This is a genomic window from Streptosporangium sp. NPDC023963, from assembly GCF_040639135.1.
Taxonomy (GTDB): domain Bacteria; phylum Actinomycetota; class Actinomycetes; order Streptosporangiales; family Streptosporangiaceae; genus Streptosporangium.
Genome location: NZ_JBEZZK010000015.1, coordinates 89281 through 110444 on the forward strand (window position 1 = coordinate 89281; position 21164 = coordinate 110444).

Here is a 21164-nt window from a genome sequence, read left to right on the forward strand (position 1 = left end):
ACCTGCCCGTAAGAAGGGACGTCCAGGGACGTGGCAATCGTAGACCGGACGTCCTGAACATGTCCCATCCTGTAGTGATCTCATCCCGCCTCTCTGCCGCACTCTCGATATCGCAAGGCAGCAACAGCAGCGATCGAGAGGAGAGACACAGTGATCAACGACATTCGGCCGATCGACGAGACGCCCGCCTGCGTGTGCGGCGCGACCCTGGAGGAGGGGCGGATCGCCTGCCGTAAGTGCCTGGCCCGGGACCGGTGGATCCGGCGTCAGGGGCAGGCGGCCAAGCGCCGGACGAGCAAGCGGCGCGGGCAGAGCAGGCGCCCGGCCGGCCGTCCGCGCAACCTCGCCGAGGCGGGGGTGAGCTGGACGTGACCACGATCCCTCTGATCATCGGCCTCGTTCTCGGGGCGGCCGTACTGGTCGGCTACGTGCTGGTCATGCTCGGCATGCGCCAGGAGGACCGGCGGATGTCCCTGGGGGGCGTTCCCCCGACTCGGGCGGCGGGCCTGGCGCGGCGGGTCACCGGCTGCCACGTGCGCGGATGAGCGGCGAGTTACTCGCGCTCGGCCAACTTCGACTCCACCCGTTCCAGGCGCTGCGACAGATCTCGCAGCGTGGCCCGCATCTTGGCCAACTCCTCCGCAGCCGGCGGCAGAGCCGGGGCGGCGTCGTCGCGGACGAAGACGCCCTTGCCCTGCTGGCCGATGACCAGCCCTTCGTTTCGTAGCACCCCGACGGCGAGTTTCACCACGCTTAGCGACGCCTCGTACGTCGTCGCGAGCTGGGTGGTGGACGGCAGCGGATTTCCGGGCGCCAAGGTGCCGCGCCGGATCTGCTCGCGCAGGTCGTCGGCGATCTGCAGATAGCCGGGTCGCCCGGTGTTCTTGACCATCGCCCCTCTTCTATCGCGAGTGCTCCTAGTTCAGCACAAAGGCGCGACCAAGCCAACCACGCGACCATTGACACCCATGCCAACTAGGCTGACTATGTTGTCCTAGCCAAATAAGGAGGTACATCCATGCGCAACATCCCGATCCCCGTCGACGTCCACCGACTCCGCTTCACCTGCGTCAAAGCCGCCCGCCCCCGCGTGGTCGACCAGGACACCGGCAAGATCAAGACCGACAAGGAGGGCAACAAGATCTACGAATCCGTCCTGCTCGCCGAGGACGAGTTGGGCCGGATCGAACTGGTCAAGGTCGGAACCTCCGGACAGCCCCCGATCGCTCCCGGCCAGGACGTCGTGCCAACCGCGATGGTCGGCTACGTCTGGGAGATCCCGCAGAACGGCGCCTCGCGATGGGGCATCAGCTACAAGGCCACCTCCATCGTCCCCGTCTCCGGCATTCCTGCGGGAGACCAGGGTGCCTGATTCCCTGAGGCTCGCCCTCATCGTCCTGGCCTGCCTCGCGGTCACTCTGTGGGCGTGGCGGCGCTTTCACCGCCAGTCGTTCTGGCTGGTCGCCGCCTACCCGCTCACCGCGCTCAGCGTCCGCGCCACCTGGCGCAAGGTCGCCCTCGGTTGCGGGCTGACGAAGAAGCGGGCGCGCTGGGCCTTCACCCTCACCCCTGGCGCCCTCGTCTCCACCGGCACCGTCAAGGTACGGCGCCGCTTTCGCCGGGTCGCTGTCGACACCAAACCCTGGATGTGGCTGCCCATGCCGACACGGCACGGCTGGCGCGTCACCCTGCGCCTGTTGGAAGGCCAGATCCCCGATGACTACGCCCAGGCCGCCGAACGCCTTGCCCACTCCTGGGGCGTGCACGCCGTCCGCGTCTCCTCGCCCCGCCCCGGACGCCTCGTCATCAACACCACCATCCGCGACCCCCTCGTCCAAGTGGACCGATTACCGCCCTCCACCGACCTGCTCAAGGTCACCGTGGGACGGCTGGAGACCGGCAAACCCTGGGTGATCGACTTCCGTACCGTGCCGCACTGGATCAACGCCGGAGCCACCCAGTCCGGCAAGTCCAACCTCGCCAACGCCCTGCTCGTCGGACTGGCCCCGCAACCGGTCGCCCTGGTCGGCTTCGACCTCAAGGGCGGCGTGGAGTTCACCCCCTACGCCGCACGCCTGTCCGCGCTGGCCACCGAACGCGCCGAATGCACCCGGCTGCTGGCCGACCTGATCGGCATGATGATCGACCGGATGGGCCTGTGCCGGATGACCGGCGCCCGCAACATCTGGCAACTCCCTCCCGCTGTGCGCCCCGTTCCGGTCGTGGTGCTCGTCGACGAGCTGGCCGAGCTGTACCTGATGGCCGACAAGTCCGAGAAGGACGACATCGCCAGGACCTCCACCGCGCTGCTGCGCATCGGACAGCTCGGCCGCGCGTTCGGGATCTACCTGTTCTGCTCCGGTCAGCGCATCGGCTCCGACCTCGGCCCCGGCGTCACCGCACTGCGCGCCCAGTGCTCGGGACGCATCTGCCATCGAGTCAACGACCCCGAAACCGCGACCATGACCCTCGGCGACCTCGACCCCGCCGCCCTCGTCTCCGCCCGCGCGATCCCCGCCGAAACCCCCGGCGTCGCGATCGTCGCCTCCCAAGACGGCCAGTGGTACCGGGCACGCTCCTTCTACGTCGCCGAGAACACCGCCGAACACGCCGCCAAGACCTACGCCCACCTCACCCCGTCCTGGGACGACCTCACCGCAGCCCAACCGGTCGACGTCCCCGCCTAACACCCCGTACCCCCTGACTTCTGAAGGGAGGAACCATGACGCGAAACCTGCTCGCCGTCCTGCTCGACTCCGGACCGGTGATCGTCCTGGCCGCGATCGCCGGGGCCGGCTCGTTCACTCACATCCGCGACACCGCCACCGAACACGGGCAGAACGGCTGGATGGCCTGGGCCGTCGCCGTGTGCGTCGACCTCACCTGTGTCATGGCCGCCCGCGAACGCCAGCGCGACAAGAAGACCGGACGCGTCCGGGACGGCCTGGCCTCCTGGCCCACCCTCGTCCTCATCCTCGGCATCGTCCTGTCCCTGTCCGCCAACCTCCACCAAGCCGAAGCCTCCGCCTGGGGCTGGATCACCGCCGCCACCCCGGCAGGCGCGTTCCTGATCGCCGTCTCCATGCTCGAACGCCGCGCCTCCGGCCCCCGCCTTGAACCATCCCCGACCCCGTCCTCCGAGCCGGTTCCGGTGCCAGCCCTCGTCCCCGCCGCCCAGGACGACAAGGACGACCAGGACGAGGCTGCGGACGGGCCGTCCTCAGAACTCGTCGACTACGCCCGCCGGGTGGCTGCCGAGTACCAGAACGCCCAAGGCAAGCCGATCAGCCGCGACACCCTACGCGCCCGCCTGGGCGTGTCCAACCAACTCGCCTCCGATCTGCTGCGCACCCTGCGCACCACCTCCGAGGCCGCCCGATGAAAGAAGACTTCACCCCCGCGCACGGCAGCGAGCAAGAACCGCCCGCGCTGATCGCGCCCAAGCGGTGGCGGTGCTGCGACTGCGGCGCCACCGGCCTCGACAGCCACGGCATCACCTGCGAGTCCTGCGACGGTCTCGGCTTCTGCTGAAACCGTCGGCGCCCCCGGCCTGGCCGTACATCCGCCAAGACGCCTGCCAGGTCGGGGGCCATCCCCCTCACCCAACGAGTGAAAGGAGGAGACCATCTTGCCCACAACACGCCCCGACACGCACGCGATCGCAGGCATGATCACCCGCCTGAACGATCCGAAGTATCCCCGCTGGGCCGCCCGGCTCCGCGCCACCGGCGGCTGTCGCCAGCCCATCCACATGCGGGGCCGCGTCCTGCACGTCGACCGCGCCACCGGCCGACTCCTGCACCGCTACACCACCGCCACCGAACCCGACGGGGTCCTGCACCTGCCGTGCAAGACCCGTCGCGCCTCCCGCTGCCCGGCCTGCGCCGAGGTCTACCGCGCCGACACCTACCAACTGATCCGCGCGGGCCTGGTCGGCGGCAAGGGCGTCCCGACCTCGGTGACCGCACACCCGTGCCTGTTCATCACCTTGACCGCCCCGTCATTCGGCGTCGTCCACACCCGGCGAGAGAAGAACGGCAAGACCCTGCCCTGTCACGCCCGCCGCGACGCGCAGACCTGCCCGCACGGGCGCGTCATGTCCTGCACCGCCCGACACGGCGCCGACGAATCGTGTCTCGGTGAGCCGCTCTGCCCGGACTGCTACGAGTACACGGGATCGGTGCTGTTCAACGCGGTCTCCCCGAAGCTCTGGCAGCGCTTCACCGACGCTCTGCGGCGACGCGTCGCCAAGACGGCTGGCCTGACCCTACGGGAGCTGCGCGAGCGCCTGACAATCTCCTTCGCCAAAGTCGCCGAGTACCAGAAACGCGGTGTCGTCCACTTCCACGCGGTCATCCGCCTCGACGGGTCGGACGGACCCAGCTCACCGCCTCCAGCCTGGGCGACGGCGGAGATGCTGACGCACGCCATACAACACGCCGTCCGAGCGGTGACCGTAACTGTCCCTGCGGCAGGCGACGAACCCGCGCGCATCCTGCGCTGGGGACAGCAACTCGACATCCGCCAGATCACCATGGACGGCGAACTCTCCGACCAGGCCGTGGCCGGCTACATCGCCAAGTACGCCACCAAAGCCGCCGAATGCGTCGGCGCCCTCGACCGACGCATCAACCCCCTCGACGACCTGGCCGCCTTCAACCTCCGCGACCACCCCCGCCGCCTCATCGCCGAATGCCAGCGCCTGGGCGCCCTCGACGAACTGGCCGACCTCCGCCTTACCCACTGGTCCCACATGCTGGGCTTCCGCGGCCACTTCTCCACCCGCTCGCGCCACTACTCCATCACCATTGGCTCCATCCGCGACGAACGCCGCGACTTCGCCCGCACCGAAGAGATCACCACCGGACGCCTGCCCCTCTTCGACGAGGACACCGTCATCGTGATCACCAACTGGGAGTACGCGGGCAAGGGGTTCTCCGTCGGTGACGCACTTCTGGTGAGCGCTCTCACCGGTACGTCGCATCCCTGGGGGCCGCATGACCCTCGATGACAGCCTCTGGGGCGTGGCCGAAGCGTCGCGCTTCCTGCGAGTACCTGTCGCCACGCTCTACCAGTGGCGTCACCTCGGCACCGGTCCGGAGAGTCACAAGGTCGGCCGTCACGTTCGCTACCTGCCGGAAGACGTCGTGGCTTGGGTGCGGAGGCAGCCGTGACCGTCTACGACCGCTGGCACAAGATGGTGAAACAGCCCGACGGCACCACGAAGAAAGTCCGCAGCTCCGAATACGGCGTCGGCGACCGCTGGCAGGTGCGCTGGCGCGATGAGTCTGGAAGCCAGCGCAAGAGGAACTTCGCCAAGAAGGCTGGCCAGGACGCGAACACCTGCGCGGAGGCGTTCGACGCGCAGATCACGAACGAGCTGAACCGCGGGACCTACATCGACCCGAACGCCGGAAAGATCACGGTCAGAGAGTACGGCGAGAACTGGCTTGAGGCCCAGACCTTCGACCGGTCGTCGTACGAGCTGGTGGAGATCCGTCTACGGCTCCACGTCTATCCCATCCTCGGGGAGAGGGAACTGCGGGCACTGCGTCCCAGCCTTCTTCAGGCATGGTTGCGCGGTCTTCAGAAGAAGCTCGCCCCGAACTACGTCCGGACCGTCTTCGCTCACCTGTCCGCGCTCTTGAATGCTGCCGTGGATGACGGGGTGATCCCCAAGAACCCCTGTCACGCGGGATCGGTGAAACCGCCGAGAGCAGAGTCCAAGAAGATCACGCCGTGGTCGGTGGAGCAGGTGAAGACCGCCGCCGGTGCCGTCGCACGACGTTACGAGGTCATGGTCCAGGCGGCTGCGACGCTCGGGCTGCGTCAAGGTGAGGCGTTCGGCCTGGCCGTCGAGGACATCGACCTAGCGGCCGGAGTCGTCCACGTACGGCGGCAGGTCAAGATGCTGAAGGACCGTCAGATGCTCTTCGCCCCGCCCAAGGGCGGCAAGGTTCGTGACGTTCCCCTGCCGGAAAGCCTTGCCCTGCGTCTCTCCGATCACCAACTGGCTTTTCCGCCGGTCGAGATCACGTTGCCCTGGCGAATGCTGGAAGGACCGCCGCACTCGGCAGAGCTGATCTTCACGACCAGGCTGCACAGCCTGATCAACCGGACCGAGTTCAACCGCTTCGTCTGGAAGCCGACCCTGATCAAAGCGGGCATCCCGACGACTCGCGAGAACGGCTTCCACATGCTCCGCCACCACTTCGCCTCGGTGCTCCTGGAGCGAGGCGTGTCCATCAAGGCCGTGGCCGACTTCCTCGGGCACGCCGACCCCGGGTTCACCCTGCGGACCTACACGCACTTGATGCCGTCCAGCGAGGACCGCATGAGGCAGGTCATCGAGGACGCGTGGGCGACGGGCCGATGTGCCCTGGATGTGCCCTGAGAGTCCCACCGAACGAGATCACCGCAGGTCAGGAGCCTGGCAGCTCAGAACATCGAGATGTGGACGTGGTCGATGTGGTTGGCGGTGTTGCCGCCTCGGTTGGACATCATCTTCCAGCCGGCGCCGGTGCGGACGTCGTAGTACTTCTGCTGCCAGATGATGTACATGACTCCGAGGCGGTTGCCGTTGTCGATGGCCCACTGGGCGAGGCGGTTGCCGCGGTCCAGGGCGTCCTCCGCGGGGACGCTGCCGCCGGAGCTCATCATGAAGTCGCAGGCCCGGCCGCTGCCGTGGTCGCCGGGGTCGCCGGGGCGCAGGCAGCCGTAGCCGTACGGCATGGGAAAGGTCTGCAGCACGAGGTTGCGCATGGTGATCGTGCGGGGGGTCAGGCCGCCGCTGCCCGAGGGGGTCTGGAAGCCGTACTTGGCCAGGAGCTTCTCGATCCTGACCCGCTGCCGTTTGAGGTCGGCGATGTCCTTCTTGAGTTTGACGATCTTCGTGTCGGCGGACTTCTCCGCGGCCTTGGCCTTCTTGATGAGGTCCTTGACCCGGTTGAGCTGGGTGGCGCGGCGACTGGCCAGGTAGGACATGGTCGCGGCCTGGCCGAGGGCCAGGTTGGCGTCACCCTGGAAGCTCAACAGGTTGCCGTCGTCGAGGGCGCCGCCCATGTAGGTGGTCTGGGCGAAGCGCACGACGTCGGTCTCGGCGTTGGCCAGGGCGCGCCTGAGGCCCTTGGCGTTGGTCGTGGCCTTGCTGGCCTGGACCCGGGTCTCCTCCAGGCTCTGCACCTGGCCGCGATAGCTCTTGTTGATGGCCGCCGCCTCTTGGGTCAGCTTCTTGAGCTCGGCCTCGGGGCTGGGTTTGGCGACCTGGAGGGGGGCGGCCCCGGCGACGGCGGGCGACAGGAGTAGCACGGTGAGTGCGGCAGCCAATGCGGCTGCGCGAGTCGGCCTCACGCTTCGCTCACCTCCGGAGCCCCCTCATGGACGGAGCGAAACTATAGAAGACGATCTTGAAGCTCGCCACCGGAACGAAGGAACCCGCGCACCATTGGTGAACTATCAACCTCTTTAGGGTGATTTAACCAACTACTGCGGTACATGTCACTCCTGTCACTCTGGAGAATCCTCGCACAGAACGCACCACTCCACTCGCGAGCCGAAGACATCCCGGGCTCACGGCACGAGGGCGTCTCACCTCACAGCATGAAGACGTCTCGGCCCAAGGCGCGAAGACGTCTCAGCCCAAGACCCGGGGGTATCTCAACCCAAGGCGCGAAGACGTCCCGGATCGAGACACGAAGACGCCGGCCACCCTTGTCATCAGCGACAGAACATGATTCGGTCTCAAGCAACGGTGGGGCGCGTGGCGCCCTGCCCAGCGGATGAAACCGTCCGAGAATCGCGACTCTGGCCCGCCCACCAGGAGGCAACACATCATGCGCCAGCACGACACGCTCTTCATCGGAGGCGACTGGGTGGCCCCCGCCGGGACCGGCATCATCGACGTCGTCTCCCCTCATACCGAGGAGGTCGTCGGCCGGGTTCCCGACGGCACCCCCGCCGACATGGACCGGGCGGTGGCAGCCGCCCGCCAGGCGTTCGACCACGGTCCGTGGCCCCGGATGACGATGGCCGAGCGCGCGGCCGTCGTCGGCAGGCTCGCCGAGATCTACGCGGCCCGCCAGGGCGAGATGGCCGAGCTCATCACCCTGGAGATGGGCTCTCCGATCACCTTCTCCCAGCTGGCGCAGGCGCCGCAGCCGCTCGGCATGCTCCAGTACTACGCCGAGCTGGGCAAGACCTTCCCCGTCGAGGAGGAGCGCCCCGGCACCTTCGGCACCGTGACCGTCCGCCGCGAGCCGGTGGGCGTGGTCGCCGCCGTGGTCCCGTGGAACGTCCCGCAGTTCGTCATCATGATCAAGCTGGCCCCGGCCCTCGTCGCGGGGTGCACGATCGTGGTCAAGCCCGCGCCCGAGACCCCGCTCGACTCCTACCTGCTGGCCGAGATGGTCAAGGAGGCGGGCATCCCCGACGGCGTCGTCAACATCGTCGCCGCCGGGCGCGAGACGAGCGAGCACCTGATCTCCCACCCGGACGTGGACAAGGTCGCCTTCACCGGTTCCACCGCCGCCGGGCGGCGCATCGCGGCGATCTGCGGCGAGCAGCTCAAGCGCTGCACCCTGGAGCTGGGCGGCAAGTCCGCGGCGATCATCCTGGACGACTGCGACCTGCCCTCCGCGATGGGCTTCCTGTCGATCGCCTCGCTGATGAACAACGGCCAGGCCTGCGTCGCCCAGACCCGCATCCTGGCCTCGCGCAACCGCTACGACGAGGTCGTGGACGCGGTCTCGGCGATGGTACGGGGCATGCAGGTCGGCGACCCGGCCGACCCGGCGACCGGCATCGGCCCGATGGTCGCCAAGCGGCAGCAGGAGCGGGTCGAGGGCTATATCAAGATCGGCATCGACGAGGGCGCCAAGCCGGTCGTCGGCGGCCTGGAGCGCCCCTACGACCGCGGCTGGTACGTGGCCCCGACCGTCTTCGCGGGAGCCACCAACGAGATGCGCATCGCCCGCGAGGAGATCTTCGGCCCGGTCCTGGCGGTGATCCCGTACGAGGACGAGAGGGACGCGATCCGGATCGCCAACGACAGCGACTACGGCCTGGCCGGGACGGTGTGGACCGCCGACACCGAGCACGGCATGGACGTCGCCCGCCAGGTGCGCGCCGGCACCTACGGCGTCAACCTCTTCATGATCGAGAACAGCTCGCCCTTCGGCGGCTTCAAGGGCAGCGGTCTCGGCCGCGAGCTGGGCCCGGAGGGACTGTCGTCCTACCTGGAGTACAAGTCGATCGCCCGCCTGGGCTGAGGCGCTCCGCGAGCGGGTCGAGCCTCAGGTGTGCCGGTACGGCTCGTGACGAGCCGTACCGGCACACCGCCGGACGGACCGCCCAGCGCACCCCCGCGACGCTGGGCGACCGTCCGACCACAAGAAGTATGTCCCACGACGAGCGCCGAGCGATGGTTCGGGTCCCGCGGACTTCTCCCGGCGGATCTCATTCATCCGCTGTCGTGGTAGACGTCTTTTATCCGCGATTGGTTCGGGAAACGACGGAAAGAGTTTGCCGGGCGATCTCGAACTCCTCGTCCGTGGGGATCACCGCGATCTTCACGGCCCCGCCGTCGGCGGAGACGAGCGTGTCGCCCCGCGCGTTGCGTACCGGGTCCACGGCGATGCCGAGCGCCCCGAGACCGGCCAGCGTCCTCTCCCTGACCAGGGCGGAATTCTCCCCGACGCCGCCGGTGAAGGCAATGACGTCGACCGTGCCGAGGACGGCGTAGTAGGCGCCGACGTACTTGCGGAGCCGGTGGCAGTAGACCGACAGGGCCAGTTCGGCGTCCGGGTCGCCCCCGGCCACCCGTTCGGTCACCGCGCGCATGTCGTTGTCGCCGCAGAGGCCGAGCATGCCGCTGCGGCGGTTGAGCAGCGCGTCGATCTCGTCGAGGGACATGCCTCCCGTACGCGCCAGGTAGAGGACCACCGCCGGGTCCAGGTCGCCGCTGCGGGTCCCCATGACGAGGCCCTCCAGCGGGGTCATGCCCATGGACGTGTCCACGCACCGCCCGGCGGACACCGCCGAGGCGCTGGCCCCGTTGCCGAGGTGCAGGACGATCACGTTGGCCTCGGGCCCGCCCGCGAGGAGGGCGGCCTGGCGGGAGACGTACGCGTGTGAGGTGCCGTGGAAGCCGTAGCGCCGCACCCCCAGCCGCGCGGCCACCTCGCGGTCGATCGCGTACGTCGAGGCGGCCGGGGGGATCGTGGCGTGGAAGGCGGTGTCGAAGACGGCGACCTGCGGCAGGTCGGGGCGTAGCCGCCGGGCGACCTCGATGCCCGCCAGGTTGGCGGGGTTGTGCAGGGGCGCGAGGGGGACGAGCTCCTCGATCCCCCTGACCACCTCGTCGGTGATCAGCGTGGGCCGGGTGAAGGCCGTGCCCCCGTGCACCACCCGGTGCCCGATCGCGGTGAGCTCGGGGGAGTCGAGCCCCAGGCCGCCGGCGGCCAGCCGGGCCGCGACGGTCTCCAGTGCCGCCCGGTGGTCGGGTGCCGGGGAGCCGGGCTCGCCGATGCGCTCCACCGTTCCCGAGGCCAGCCGCTCGGCGCCGGACAGGAGCCGGTACTTCAGCGAGGAGGACCCGGAGTTGAGGACCAGCACCCGGCCGGGAAGGCTCCCCCCGCCGGGCTCCCCGTCCCGGGCCGGACCGCTCTCCCGGCCCAGGTCGCCCGGGCCGCCCGGGCCTGCCAGGCCGCCCGGGTCACCGCTCCGTCCGGGGAACCCGGCCGTCCGCGCGCCTCGCTCGCTCAAGGTGTGACCTCCTGCGCCTGTACGGCGGTGATGGCGACGGTACTCACGATGTCGGTGACCAGGGCTCCGCGCGACAGGTCGTTGACCGGCCTGCGCAGCCCCTGCAGGACCGGCCCGACCGCGACGGCACCGGCCGAGCGCTGCACGGCCTTGTAGGTGTTGTTGCCGGTGTTCAGGTCGGGGAAGATCAGCACGGTCGCCCGGCCGGCGACCTGTGACCCGGGCAGCTTGGCGGCCGCGACCCTGGCGTCCACCGCCGCGTCGTACTGGACGGGCCCCTCGACCAGCAGGTCGGGCGCCCGCTCGGCGACCAGGGCGGTGGCGGCGCGGACCTTGTCGACGTCGGCGCCGCTGCCCGACTCGCCGGTGGAGTAGGACAGCATCGCGATCCTCGGTTCGACGCCGAACCGCTTCGCCGTGCGGGCCGAGGAGATCGCGATGTCGGCGAGCATCTCGGCGTCGGGGTCGGGGTTGATCGCGCAGTCGCCGTAGACGAGGACCCGGTCGGCCAGGCACATGAAGAACACCGAGGAGACGATCGAGGTGTCGGGAACCGTCTTGATGATCTGGAAGGCGGGCAGGATCGTGGCGGCCGTGGTGTGCGCGGCCCCGGAGACCATGCCGTGCACCAGACCCCGGTGCAGCATCATCGTGCCGAAGAAGTTGACGTCGGCGACCACGTCCAGGGCCAGCTCGGCGGTCATGCCCTTGTGCGCCCTCAGCTTGGCGTACTCCTCGGCGAACGACTCCCGCAGCGGCGAGGTGAGCGGGTCGGCGACGGTCACGCCCGACAGGTCGAGGCCGAGGTCGCCGATCCGCCGCCGCACCACGTCCTCCCTGCCGAGGAGGGTGATGTCGACGATGCCGCGCCGCAGGAGGATGTCGGCCGCCCGCAGGATGCGGTCGTCCTCGCCCTCCGGCAGCACGATGTGCCGCCGGTCGGCCCGCGCCCGCTCCAGCAGGGTGTGCTCGAACATCATCGGGGTGACCCGCTCGGAGCGGGTCAGCTCGATCCTGTCGGCCAGACCGGCCGCGTCCACGTGCGCCTCGAAGTGACCGAGGGCCGTCGCGATCTTGCGCGGGTTGTCGACGGTGAGCCTTCCCTCCAGCCCGGCCAGGGTGGTCGCCACGGTGAAGCTGTCCGCCTCGGCCGCGAGCACCGGCACGCCGGGCGCCAGACGGGCCGTGAGCTCCCGTACGGCCTCGCTGGGCCTCTCCCCCACGGTGAGGACGACCCCGGCCGGTCTCGCCGTACCGGCCGCCTCGACGGCCAGCGAGACCAGCAGCAGGTCCGCGCGGTCGCCCGGCGTGATCACGAGCGCGCCGTCGACGAGGTGCTCCAGGAACACCGGGAGCGTGGCGCCGCCGAACACGAACCCGAGCACGTCGCGCGACAGGCCGTCCTCGCCCTGGATCAGCTCGGCGTCCACCGCCCGCATGACCTGCCCGACGGTCGGCGCCGACAGCGACGGGTGCTCGGGCACGGCGTAGCAGGGCACCGGCAGGTCGCACTCGATGACCGTGCCCTCGGGGACCCGGTTGGCGATCACGGCGAGCACCGTGCAACCCAGGTCGGAGAAGACCTGGTAGCCGGTGCGCATCTCCGTCGCGATCTCCTCGGCGTCGTCGCCGTGCGCGCCCACCACCACGATCACCGGTGCGCCGAACTCGGCGGCCAGGCGGGCGTTGAAGGCCAGCTCGCGCGGCAGGTCGTCGGTGTCGAAGGAGCTGCCGAGCACCAGCAGGGCGTCGCACTCGCGCTCCAGGGTGTGGAAGCGGGCGACCAGGCGGCCGATGAGCTCCTCGGCGCCCCGCTCGGCGTAGATCTCCGCGGCGTCCTCGGCGGTCACCCCGGTCGCCGCGGCGGCGGGGCGGTATCTGGCCTTGAGCAGCTCCAGGGTGCGGTCCTCGCCGCCCCCGGTGATCGGCCGGAAGACCCCCGTGCGGTCGGCCCGCCCGGTCAGCAGCTCCATCAGGCCGAGCTCGACGATCTGCCTGCCGTCTCCCCGCCCAAGACCCGCAACGTAGATGCTCCGCATGTGTCCCTTCCCTCGCCGCTGCCCGCCGCCGTCACATCGGCATCGCCATCAGGTCGATCCTCACCAGGCATACGGTCAATCTTCCCGAGGATAGACATCTTCCGGGTGACCGGAACGGGCCGCGGCCCATCTCCCGATGCGGCGGACCAGCTCCGGGGTGGCCGCCGACTCCGCGTGGCCGAAGCCGGGCTCGATCCACAGCTCCTTCGGCTCGTCGGCGGCCTCGTAGATCTGGTACGCGTGGTCGAGGGGGAAGAACCGGTCCGCGTCGCCGTGCACGACCAGGAGCGGCACCGGCGAGATCTTCGCGGCCGCCTCGTACGGCGCCAGCGGCAGCGGGTCCCACACGCCCTTCATGATCCGGGTGCGCTTGCCCAGCCGCGCGGCCAGCCGTCCCATCGGCCGCTCGATCGCCCAGTGCACCTGGCGCATCGGCCTGGTCCCCCGGTAGTACCAGCGCGCGGGGGCGCTCACCGACACCACCGCGTCCGGGCCGCCCATCACCCCCGCGTGCCGCACGGCCACCGCCCCGCCCATGGAGAACCCGACGGTCACGATTCTGCGGTAGCCGACCGTCCGCGCGTGCCGTACCGCCGCGTCCACGTCGAGGATCTCCAGGTCTCCCACGGTCGACCGGCCTCCCGAGCGGCCGTGTCCCCTGAAGTCGAACGCCACCACCCCGCCGAACCCGCTGAGCACGTGGGCGATGCGGCGCGTGGCGCGTTCCCTGAGCGATCCGGTGAACCCGTGGGCCAGGACGATCCCGAGGTCGTCCGCGCCGCGCGAGGGGGTGTGGGCGGCGTCTATCCGCAGGTTGTCCCGGGTTTTCAGCATTACGGGAAACGACGGTGCGAGAGGCATGGATCCGAGCTTAGGGAGTGCCTGTGGCCCTGCCGCGGCCCGGTCCGCCGTACCTGCCACGGGTCGTCATCGGGCCCCCGTCGGGAGGGCCGGAGAGGTGTCCGGAGGGTGAATTGGCGCACTTCATCTGCCGGAGGCGTGAGAGCGATTGTCCGGATCAACTAAAATGGGAAGGCCGCACAGTCCGCGGCCAGCCTCCACGATCACAGAGTGAGACTCCATCATGCCTTTGAACAGCCGCGACGACCTGCGGAACATCGCGATCATCGCGCACGTCGACCACGGCAAGACCACTCTCGTGGATGCCATGCTCTGGCAGTCGGGCGCCTTCCGCGTCAACCAGGACGTGGACGACCGCGTCATGGACTCCAACGACCTCGAACGCGAGAAGGGGATCACCATTCTCGCGAAGAACACCGCCGTCAAGCACGGCGGCATGACGCTCAACATCATCGACACCCCCGGCCACGCCGACTTCGGCGGTGAGGTCGAGCGGGGCCTGTCCATGGTCGACGGCGTCGTGCTGCTGGTCGACGCCTCCGAGGGGCCGCTGCCGCAGACCCGGTTCGTGCTGCGCAAGGCGTTCGCCGCGAAGATGCCGGTCATCCTGTGCATCAACAAGGTCGACCGCCCCGACGCCCGGATCAAGGAGGTCGTGGACGAGGTCTACGAGCTCTTCATCGACCTGGACGCCACCGAGGAGCAGATCGACTTCCCGATCGTCTACGCCTCGGCCAAGGCCGGACGCGCCTCGCTCAACCGTCCCGAGGACGCCGGGATGCCGGACTCCGAGGACCTGGAGCCGCTGTTCGAGGTCATCAAGAACACGATCCCGGCCCCGGTGTACGACCCGACGGCCCCGCTGCAGGCGCACGTCACCAACCTTGACGCCTCGTCCTACCTGGGCAGGATCGCGCTCTGCCGCGTCCACCAGGGCACCATCAAGAAGGGCCAGCAGGTCGCCTGGTGCCGCACCGACGGCAGCATCCAGCGGGTGAAGATCACCGAGCTGCTGATGACCGACGCGCTGGAGCGCAAGCCCGCCGAGGAGGCGGGGCCCGGCGACATCATCGCGATCGCCGGCATCCCGGACATCATGATCGGCGAGACCCTCGCCGACCCCGAGGACCCGCGCCCGCTGCCCCTCATCACGGTCGACGAGCCCGCGATCTCCATGACCGTCGGCACCAACACCTCGCCGCTGGTCGGCAGGGTCAAGGGTTCCAAGGTCACCGCCCGCATGGTCAAGGACCGGCTCGACAAGGAGCTCGTCGGCAACGTGTCGCTGCGCGTCCTGCCGACCGACCGTCCCGACGCGTGGGAGGTCCAGGGCCGTGGCGAGCTGGCGCTGGCCATCCTGGTCGAGCAGATGCGCCGCGAGGGCTACGAGCTGACCGTCGGCAAGCCGCAGGTCGTCACCAAGGTCATCGACGGCAAGGTCCACGAGCCGGTCGAGCGGGTGACCATCGACTGCCCCGAGGAGTACCTGGGGGCGATCACCCAGCTGCTCGCGGTCCGTAAGGGCCGCATGGAGCACATGACCAACCACGGCACCGGCTGGATCCGCATGGAGTTCGTGGTCCCGGCCCGCGGCCTGATCGGCTTCCGGACCGAGTTCCTGACCGAGACCCGCGGCACCGGCATCGTGAACCACGTGTTCGAGGACTACGAGCCGTGGTTCGGCGAGCTGCGCACCCGCAACAACGGCTCGCTGGTCGCCGACCGGCCCGGCCCGGTGACCCCGTTCGCCATGCTGAACCTGCAGGAGCGCGGCGTCCTGTTCGTCCAGCCGACCACCGAGGTCTACGAGGGCATGATCGTTGGTGAGAACTCGCGCTCCGACGACATGGACGTGAACATCACCAAGGAGAAGAAGCTCACCAACATGCGCTCCTCGACGAGCGACACGACGGAGACGCTGATCCCGCCGCGCCAGCTCTCGCTGGAGCAGGCGCTGGAGTTCATCCGCGAGGACGAGTGCGTGGAGATCACCCCGGAGAACGTGCGCATCCGCAAGGTCGTCCTCGACGCCTCGACGCGCGCCCGGACCACCGCCCGCGCCAAGCGGACCAACTGACCCTCGGCACCGCTCCACGTCGATCCACACCGTCCCGCCGGGCACACCCGGCGGGACGGTCTCGTCCCGTACGGCTTCCTCGTCCGGCGCGGCCGGCCCGTACGGCACGGCTTTGCCCGGTGAGACGGCGTGGTGCCCCCGGTAGCCGCCCCCACCTGGGGTAGGAACCCTGTACTGGCCGCTCCCCGTCACCGCGGGGAGCCCAGGACTCGTACGGGGGGATCTCTCATGCTTCACAGAACCTGTCTCGCCCTGGCCGTCGCGCTCGGGACGGTGGCGGCCGGAGCCGGCACCGTCCCGGCCGCCCAGGCGACATCGCGGTTTCCGGGGCCGGCGTCGCCGGCGCCCCAGGCGTCGGCCGAGGCCGTCATCAAGGACGCGGCCGGGAAGAACGTCGGCTCCCTGCGCATCGACCAGCAGCCGGGCGGCAAGTCCAGGCTCGCGGTCACCGTCCGCGGCCTGCGGCCCGGCTACCACGGCTTCCACGTCCACATGAAGGGCGTCTGCGACCCCCGGGCGATCGACCCGGTCACCCGCAGCCCCTTCGCCAGCGCGGGCGCGCACTTCACCATCCCGCCGGTCAAGCACAGCGGGCACTCCGGCGACCTGCCCAACCTCCTCGTCGCCGCCGACGGCACCGGCGAGACGACCGTCGTGACCGACCGCTTCCAGGTGGGACAGCTCTTCGACGCCGACGGCAGTTCCATCGTCGTCCACGCCCTGCCGGACAACCACTCCAACATCCCCGACCGCTACCGCCACCCCGGCGGCGCAGGCCCGGACGCGGAGACCCTCAAGGCCGGAGACTCCGGCGGGCGCATCGCCTGCGGTGTGATCACCAGGAACCCGTGATCCCCCTGGACACCCGGCGGCCGGGCGTCAAGGGCTCTCGCGCGGCGGCTCGACAGGAACCGGTGCTCCCCGCGGGCACCCGGCGGCCGGGCGTCAGGGGCTCTCGCGCGGCAGCTCGATGGTGATCGTCAGACCGCCCTCCTCGCGGGAGCTCGCGGTCACGGTGCCGCCGTGGGCCTCGGCGACGACCCGGACGATCGACAACCCCAGGCCACTGCCGCGATCGGAGCGCAGCCGGTCCCCGTGGAGCCGCCGGAACGGCTCGAAGATCGTTTCGATCTCGTAGGGCGGGACGGGCAATCCGGTGTTCGCCACCACCAGTTCCACCCGGTCGGCGCGCTGCCGGGTGGACACCCACACCTGGCCGCCGCCGTGGTTGTGCCGGATCGCGTTCTCCACGAGGTTCTGCACGAGCCTTTCGACCAGCACCGGCTCACCGGCGGTCGGCGCGGGGTCCAGCAGCCGGTGGATGGTCACCTCGCGCTCCTCCGCCTCCTTGCCCGCCAGGTCGAGCACGTGCTCGACCACGTCGGTCAGGTCGAAGGGACGGCGGTCGAGGACCGCCTGCTCCCCCTCGGTCAGCGCGAGCAGGCCGTCGATCAGCCTCTCGTGGCGCGTGTTGACCAGCAGCAGGGACTCGCCGAGCCGCCTGACGTCCTCGGTCGCGTCGGGCCGCCGGACCGCCACGTCCACCAGGGTGCGGTTGATGGTGAGCGGGGTGCGCAACTCGTGGGAGGCGTTGGCGACGAAGCGCCGCTGGCCGTCGAAGGAGCGGGCCAGGCGGGCGAGGATGGTGTCGACGATGCCGGCGAGCTCCTTGAACTCGTCGTCCGACCCGTCGTAGGTGATGCGCCCGGTGAGGTCGTGGCTCTGGGCGACGTACCGCGCGCTCGCGGTGACCTCCCTGACGGGGCGGAGCGTCCAGCCCGCCGCCCGCCAGCCGGTCGCCGCCGCGACCCCGGCGGCCACGATCACCGCGAAGCCGCCCACGGTGAGGACGTTGCTGATCGTGTCGGCCTGGTAGACGCGCCTGACCTGCGCGACCCGCTGCTCCGCCACCCGGTACTCGTGATCTTCCGGGCCGTAGTAGATGCCCGCCACCTGCATGTACCGGGGATGCCGCAACCCGTCGCGGGGCTCCAGGCTCTGCCGTACGAGGAAGGCGAGTCCCGCGACCATGATGACGCCGAGGTAGAGGACCACCGTGCCGCAGGCGACGGCGAACCGGAAACGAACGCTCATCCTCATGGAATGCGGTATCCCACTCCCGTGACGGTCTCGATGACCGCCGGTTCGCCGATCTTGCGGCGCAACTTCATCATCGTCGTCCTCACGGTGTTGGTGAACGGGTCGGTGTGCTCGTCCCACACCTTCTCCAGCAGCCTCTCGCTGGAGACCACCGCCCCACCGGCGCGCAGCAGCTCGGCCAGCACGCCGAACTCCTTACGGGCGAGCGGCACGTAGCGCCCGTCGCGGAACACCTGCCGGTGCGCCCGGTCCAGGCTGATGCCCGCCCGCTCCAGCAACGGCGGGTCGGCGGGCCGCACCCGGCGGCCCAGCGCGTGCACGCGGGCCGTCAGCTCCTCGAACGCGAACGGCTTGGGCAGGTAGTCGTCGGCGCCGAGGGACAGGCCCGCCACCCGTGAGCGCACGTCGCCCGACGCGGTGAGCATGATGATCCGCACGAGTGCCCCCTCGGCGACCACGGCCCTGCACACGTCGTCACCGTGCACGCCCGGCAGGTCCCGGTCCAGGACGAGCACGTCGTACTCGTGGAGCCGCAGCCGTTCCAGCGCGGCCTCCCCGTCGTAGGCGACGTCGACGGCGAACGCCTCCCCGCGCAGCCCTTCCGCGATCGAGTCGGCGAGCATCACCTCGTCCTCGACGACCAACACCCGCAAGACGCCCCCCTTGCTCCGAATCGCGTCAGCGTTCCACAGACGGCATAACGCGGGTGTAACCGAATTCGGTGACGGCAAGGTTATCGGTCGATCGCTGGACTGCTCCCACCGTGCCGGGAATCTCCCGGCCTCGGAACGGGGGACCATCCATGCTCATCTCACCCGGCGGAGTCCGGACCCTGCCCGCCCTGCCCGAGGGGAGCGGGCCGCGCGACCGGCTCCGCGCCCTCGGCGGTCACCGGCCGTTCGTCGTCGTGATCGTCCTGGCGGCGGGGCTCCGTGTCCTCGTCATGCTCGGCTACGACACCGCCCAGCTCTACTGGTACGACTCCTTCACCTACCTGAACACGGCCGTCCACCTGGCACCCTCCGGCGCGTTCCACCCGGCCGGGTACCCCTTCCTGCTGCGGCTGCTGCTGCCCTTCCACAGCGTGGAACTCGTCGCGGGCGTCCAGCACGCCATGGGCCTCGGCACGGGCCTGATGATCTACCTGGTGCTGCGCCGCCACTCGCTTCCCTGGTGGGGAGCGACCCTGGCGACCCTGCCCGTGCTGTTCAACCCCGCCTTCCTCAGGCTCGAACACGCCGTGCTCTCCGACACCCAGCTCATCTTCCTCATCACCGGCGCCCTGACGGTACTGATGTGGCGGGCCGTGCCGTCGGCGCGGGCGGTCGCCGTGACGGGCCTGCTGCTGGCACTGGCCGGGCTCACCCGCACGGTCGCGGTGCCACTGCTCGGGCTGGTCCTGCTCCACCTGCTCCTGCGACGGGCCGGCCGGCGGCGGGTGGTGGCGCTGGCCGTCGCCGGGCTGCTGCCGCTGGCCGCGTACGGGACCTGGTACCAGCAGCACCACGGACGGTTCGCGCTCAGCGGTTCCGACGGCGTGGCGCTGTGGGCCCGCACGATGACGTTCGCCGACTGCTCGGTGATCAGGCCACCGGCCCGGGAGGCGGTTCTCTGCCCGAACGGCACCGTCGTCGACGCCGCCTCCGAGTACGTCTGGGCTCCCGGCGCCTCGCTCAACAGGTTGCCGGGGGGCCGGTTCGCCCACAACGACCTGGCCAGGTCCTTCGCGCTGCGCGCCATCGCCGCGCAGCCGCTGGACTACCTCCGCGAGGTCGCCCGCGACACCGCGCTCACCTTCGCGCCGACCCCGGTCCGCCACCCCCTGCGTGTCTCCCCCGCCCTGACGTTCCCCGTCGGCTCCTGGCCGCTGCCCGCCTTCCCGCTGATCGACCAGGTGCGCCGCGAGTACGACGGCGACATCCGGGGGATGTCGTCGGTCGAGCCGTACGGGAGCCTCCTGGGCTCGTACGCCTACCCCGGCGTCCTGCACGGCCCGCTGCTCGGCGCGCTCCTGCTGCTCGGCGGCCTCGGAGCCGTCGGGCGACGGCGCCCGGCCCTGCTGCCGTGGGCGGCGGCCGTCTTCCTGCTGCTCGCCCCGGTCGCCGTGCTGGACTTCGACCACCGCTACGTGCTGCCCTCGATCCCCCTGGCCTGCCTCGCGGCGGCCCTGGCCGTGGCGGGCCTCAGCCGCCGAGCTCGTGCTTGCGCCGCAGCAGGGCGGCCCGGTCGGCACGGGCCCTGAGCAGGAGGGTCACCGCGAGCACGGCCAGCGTCGCGGCGACGGCGACCCCCGCCGTACCCGCCCAGGTGCCCCTGGTGGCCGCGACCACGGCCGTCCCCGCCGTCAGCAGGCCCATCGCGGCCACCGCCAGCCAGGCGGCGATCACCCGGTCCAGAGCGAACAGCGGCGTCCTGCGGGTCAGCGCCCAGGCCCCGTAACCGGCCCAGGCGAGGCCGAGCGCGACCAGCGCGCCGAAGGCCAGGTGCGTACGGCCCGGCAGGGCGGGCTCGGTGGCCCACAGCAGGCCGATGAACAGCGCCCCGCCCAGGCCGCCGAGCAGTGCCACGACGTTGCCGATCCGGCGGCGCAGCGACAGCGGGCCCGACAGCCTGCCGATCATGTCATCGGGGTTCATCTTTGGTATCCCCTCTCCGTGAGCTGGTCGCGCAGCATGCGCCGCGCGCGGGACAGGCGCGACTTGACCGTGCCGACGGGGACGGCGCAGATCTGCGCGCAGTCCTCCAGGGAGAGGTCCTGCAGGTAGAACAGCACGAGGACCTCCCGCTCCCTGACCGGCAGCCCCGACAGGCCCGCGAGCAGGCCGGCGCGGTCCACGAGGGCGTCGGCGGGGTCGGCGGACACCCGCTCCTCCTCCGCCGGGACCTCGGGCCTGGCGTACTCCTCGCGGAGCCGGTCGGCCACCGCGCGCCTGGCGATCGTGAACAGCCAGGGCGCGAACCTCTCAGCCTCCTTCAGGCGCGGCAGCCCGCGCACCACGGCCACCCAGACCTCCTGGGCCACGTCGTCGGCCCGCGAGGGCCCCAGCATGCGCCGTACGTAGTTCCACACCGGGTCGTGCCAGGTCCTCACCAGCTCGGCGAACGCCTCGCGCTCACCGAGCCGGCACCGGACCACCAGCAGTTCGTCAGTCACCCTGTCCTCCTCGCTCAGGACAGTCGGGAAACGGGCCCCGCGGGTTCACGCCTCTTCCGCCGGTCTCCCACCGACCCTTCGAGCGAGCCCTTCACCGGCCCTCTCACCAGTTCTCCACCAGTTCTCCGACCGGGCGCTCGACCGGCCCTCCAGCAAGATCCTCCAGCCAGGC

At 70.3% G+C, this 21164-nt stretch carries 22 protein-coding genes; 13 read left to right on the top strand and 9 right to left on the bottom strand.

The genetic code is table 11. The features are described from left to right. The first annotated feature begins 150 nt into the window (after positions 1-150). Both AB0F88_RS33670 and AB0F88_RS33675 read left to right on the top strand, forming a co-directional pair. Complete coding sequence (locus tag AB0F88_RS33670) at positions 151-372, top strand: hypothetical protein (protein WP_362693517.1); 222 nt, start codon at positions 151-153, stop codon at positions 370-372. Next, on the top strand, positions 369-545 hold the full coding sequence (locus tag AB0F88_RS33675) for a hypothetical protein (RefSeq protein WP_362693520.1): 177 nt from the start codon (positions 369-371) through the stop codon (positions 543-545). Before AB0F88_RS33670 ends, AB0F88_RS33675 begins: the two co-directional genes overlap by 4 nt. An 8-nt stretch (positions 546-553) precedes the next feature. Here AB0F88_RS33675 and AB0F88_RS33680 read toward each other — a convergent pair whose 3' ends face one another. Beyond that, the gene (locus AB0F88_RS33680; RefSeq protein ID WP_362693523.1) at positions 554-892 is read right to left on the bottom strand and encodes a winged helix-turn-helix domain-containing protein; all 339 of its coding nucleotides are present in this window, start codon (positions 890-892) and stop codon (positions 554-556) included. Positions 893-1018: 126 nt separating this feature from the next. On the opposite strand from AB0F88_RS33680, the gene AB0F88_RS33685 reads away from it, so the two are divergent. From AB0F88_RS33685 to AB0F88_RS33715, 7 genes are all read left to right on the top strand, one after another. Next, positions 1019-1372, top strand: a complete 354-nt coding sequence (locus AB0F88_RS33685; protein WP_350976558.1) for a hypothetical protein — start codon at positions 1019-1021, stop codon at positions 1370-1372. After that, positions 1365-2687 (top strand): FtsK/SpoIIIE domain-containing protein, encoded by a 1323-nt coding sequence (locus AB0F88_RS33690; RefSeq protein WP_362693527.1) that lies wholly within the window; start codon positions 1365-1367, stop codon positions 2685-2687. The genes AB0F88_RS33685 and AB0F88_RS33690 overlap by 8 nt, the downstream gene beginning before the upstream one ends. A 35-nt stretch (positions 2688-2722) precedes the next feature. Then, entirely contained in the window at positions 2723-3382 is a 660-nt protein-coding gene (locus AB0F88_RS33695) for a DUF2637 domain-containing protein (protein WP_362693530.1), read from the top strand. Next, on the top strand, positions 3379-3531 hold the full coding sequence (locus tag AB0F88_RS33700) for a hypothetical protein (protein WP_362693533.1): 153 nt from the start codon (positions 3379-3381) through the stop codon (positions 3529-3531). The genes AB0F88_RS33695 and AB0F88_RS33700 overlap by 4 nt, the downstream gene beginning before the upstream one ends. A 97-nt stretch (positions 3532-3628) precedes the next feature. After that, positions 3629-5011: a replication initiator gene (locus AB0F88_RS33705; protein ID WP_362693536.1), complete on the top strand. Its 1383-nt coding sequence runs from the start codon at positions 3629-3631 to the stop codon at positions 5009-5011. Continuing rightward, positions 4998-5174 (top strand): helix-turn-helix domain-containing protein, encoded by a 177-nt coding sequence (locus AB0F88_RS33710; protein WP_350976569.1) that lies wholly within the window; start codon positions 4998-5000, stop codon positions 5172-5174. The genes AB0F88_RS33705 and AB0F88_RS33710 overlap by 14 nt, the downstream gene beginning before the upstream one ends. After that, positions 5171-6394, top strand: coding sequence for a tyrosine-type recombinase/integrase (locus AB0F88_RS33715; RefSeq protein ID WP_362693539.1), 1224 nt, complete (start codon positions 5171-5173; stop codon positions 6392-6394). The genes AB0F88_RS33710 and AB0F88_RS33715 overlap by 4 nt, the downstream gene beginning before the upstream one ends. A 44-nt stretch (positions 6395-6438) precedes the next feature. On the opposite strand, the gene AB0F88_RS33720 is transcribed toward AB0F88_RS33715, so the two are convergent. Next, a complete protein-coding gene (locus tag AB0F88_RS33720) occupies positions 6439-7326 on the bottom strand; it encodes a hypothetical protein (RefSeq protein WP_362693542.1) in 888 nt (295 codons plus the stop codon). Between the two features lie 506 nt (positions 7327-7832). Here AB0F88_RS33720 and AB0F88_RS33725 point away from each other — a divergent pair. After that, positions 7833-9266 (top strand): aldehyde dehydrogenase, encoded by a 1434-nt coding sequence (locus AB0F88_RS33725; protein WP_362693545.1) that lies wholly within the window; start codon positions 7833-7835, stop codon positions 9264-9266. Positions 9267-9483: 217 nt separating this feature from the next. Here AB0F88_RS33725 and AB0F88_RS33730 read toward each other — a convergent pair whose 3' ends face one another. The 3 genes from AB0F88_RS33730 to AB0F88_RS33740 form a co-directional block, all read right to left on the bottom strand. Further along, on the bottom strand, positions 9484-10761 hold the full coding sequence (locus tag AB0F88_RS33730) for an acetate kinase (RefSeq protein WP_362693548.1): 1278 nt from the start codon (positions 10759-10761) through the stop codon (positions 9484-9486). Beyond that, positions 10758-12800, bottom strand: a complete 2043-nt coding sequence (pta, locus tag AB0F88_RS33735; protein WP_362693551.1) for a phosphate acetyltransferase — start codon at positions 12798-12800, stop codon at positions 10758-10760. Before pta ends, AB0F88_RS33730 begins: the two co-directional genes overlap by 4 nt. Positions 12801-12875: 75 nt before the next feature. Then, on the bottom strand, positions 12876-13634 hold the full coding sequence (locus AB0F88_RS33740; RefSeq protein ID WP_362693554.1) for an alpha/beta fold hydrolase: 759 nt from the start codon (positions 13632-13634) through the stop codon (positions 12876-12878). 250 nt (positions 13635-13884) lie between these two features. On the opposite strand from AB0F88_RS33740, the gene typA reads away from it, so the two are divergent. Together typA and AB0F88_RS33750 are read left to right on the top strand one after the other, a co-directional pair. After that, complete coding sequence (gene typA / locus AB0F88_RS33745; protein WP_362693557.1) at positions 13885-15738, top strand: translational GTPase TypA; 1854 nt, start codon at positions 13885-13887, stop codon at positions 15736-15738. 228 nt (positions 15739-15966) lie between these two features. After that, a complete protein-coding gene (locus tag AB0F88_RS33750) occupies positions 15967-16590 on the top strand; it encodes a superoxide dismutase family protein (protein ID WP_362693560.1) in 624 nt (207 codons plus the stop codon). Positions 16591-16683: 93 nt separating this feature from the next. On the opposite strand, the gene AB0F88_RS33755 is transcribed toward AB0F88_RS33750, so the two are convergent. Further along, positions 16684-17832: a HAMP domain-containing sensor histidine kinase gene (locus AB0F88_RS33755; RefSeq protein ID WP_362693564.1), complete on the bottom strand. Its 1149-nt coding sequence runs from the start codon at positions 17830-17832 to the stop codon at positions 16684-16686. Between the two features lie 2 nt (positions 17833-17834). Then, entirely contained in the window at positions 17835-18491 is a 657-nt protein-coding gene (locus AB0F88_RS33760) for a response regulator transcription factor (RefSeq protein WP_362693567.1), read from the bottom strand. Positions 18492-18640: 149 nt separating this feature from the next. Between AB0F88_RS33760 and AB0F88_RS33765 the strand changes: the two genes are divergently transcribed. Then, positions 18641-20080: a hypothetical protein gene (locus AB0F88_RS33765; RefSeq protein WP_362693570.1), complete on the top strand. Its 1440-nt coding sequence runs from the start codon at positions 18641-18643 to the stop codon at positions 20078-20080. On the opposite strand, the gene AB0F88_RS33770 is transcribed toward AB0F88_RS33765, so the two are convergent. Both AB0F88_RS33770 and AB0F88_RS33775 read right to left on the bottom strand, forming a co-directional pair. Further along, complete coding sequence (locus AB0F88_RS33770; protein ID WP_362693573.1) at positions 20022-20474, bottom strand: hypothetical protein; 453 nt, start codon at positions 20472-20474, stop codon at positions 20022-20024. The two genes, AB0F88_RS33765 and AB0F88_RS33770, sit on opposite strands and share 59 nt — an antisense overlap. Continuing rightward, positions 20471-20992, bottom strand: a complete 522-nt coding sequence (locus AB0F88_RS33775; RefSeq protein WP_362693576.1) for a sigma-70 family RNA polymerase sigma factor — start codon at positions 20990-20992, stop codon at positions 20471-20473. Before AB0F88_RS33775 ends, AB0F88_RS33770 begins: the two co-directional genes overlap by 4 nt. Positions 20993-21164 lie beyond the last annotated feature (172 nt).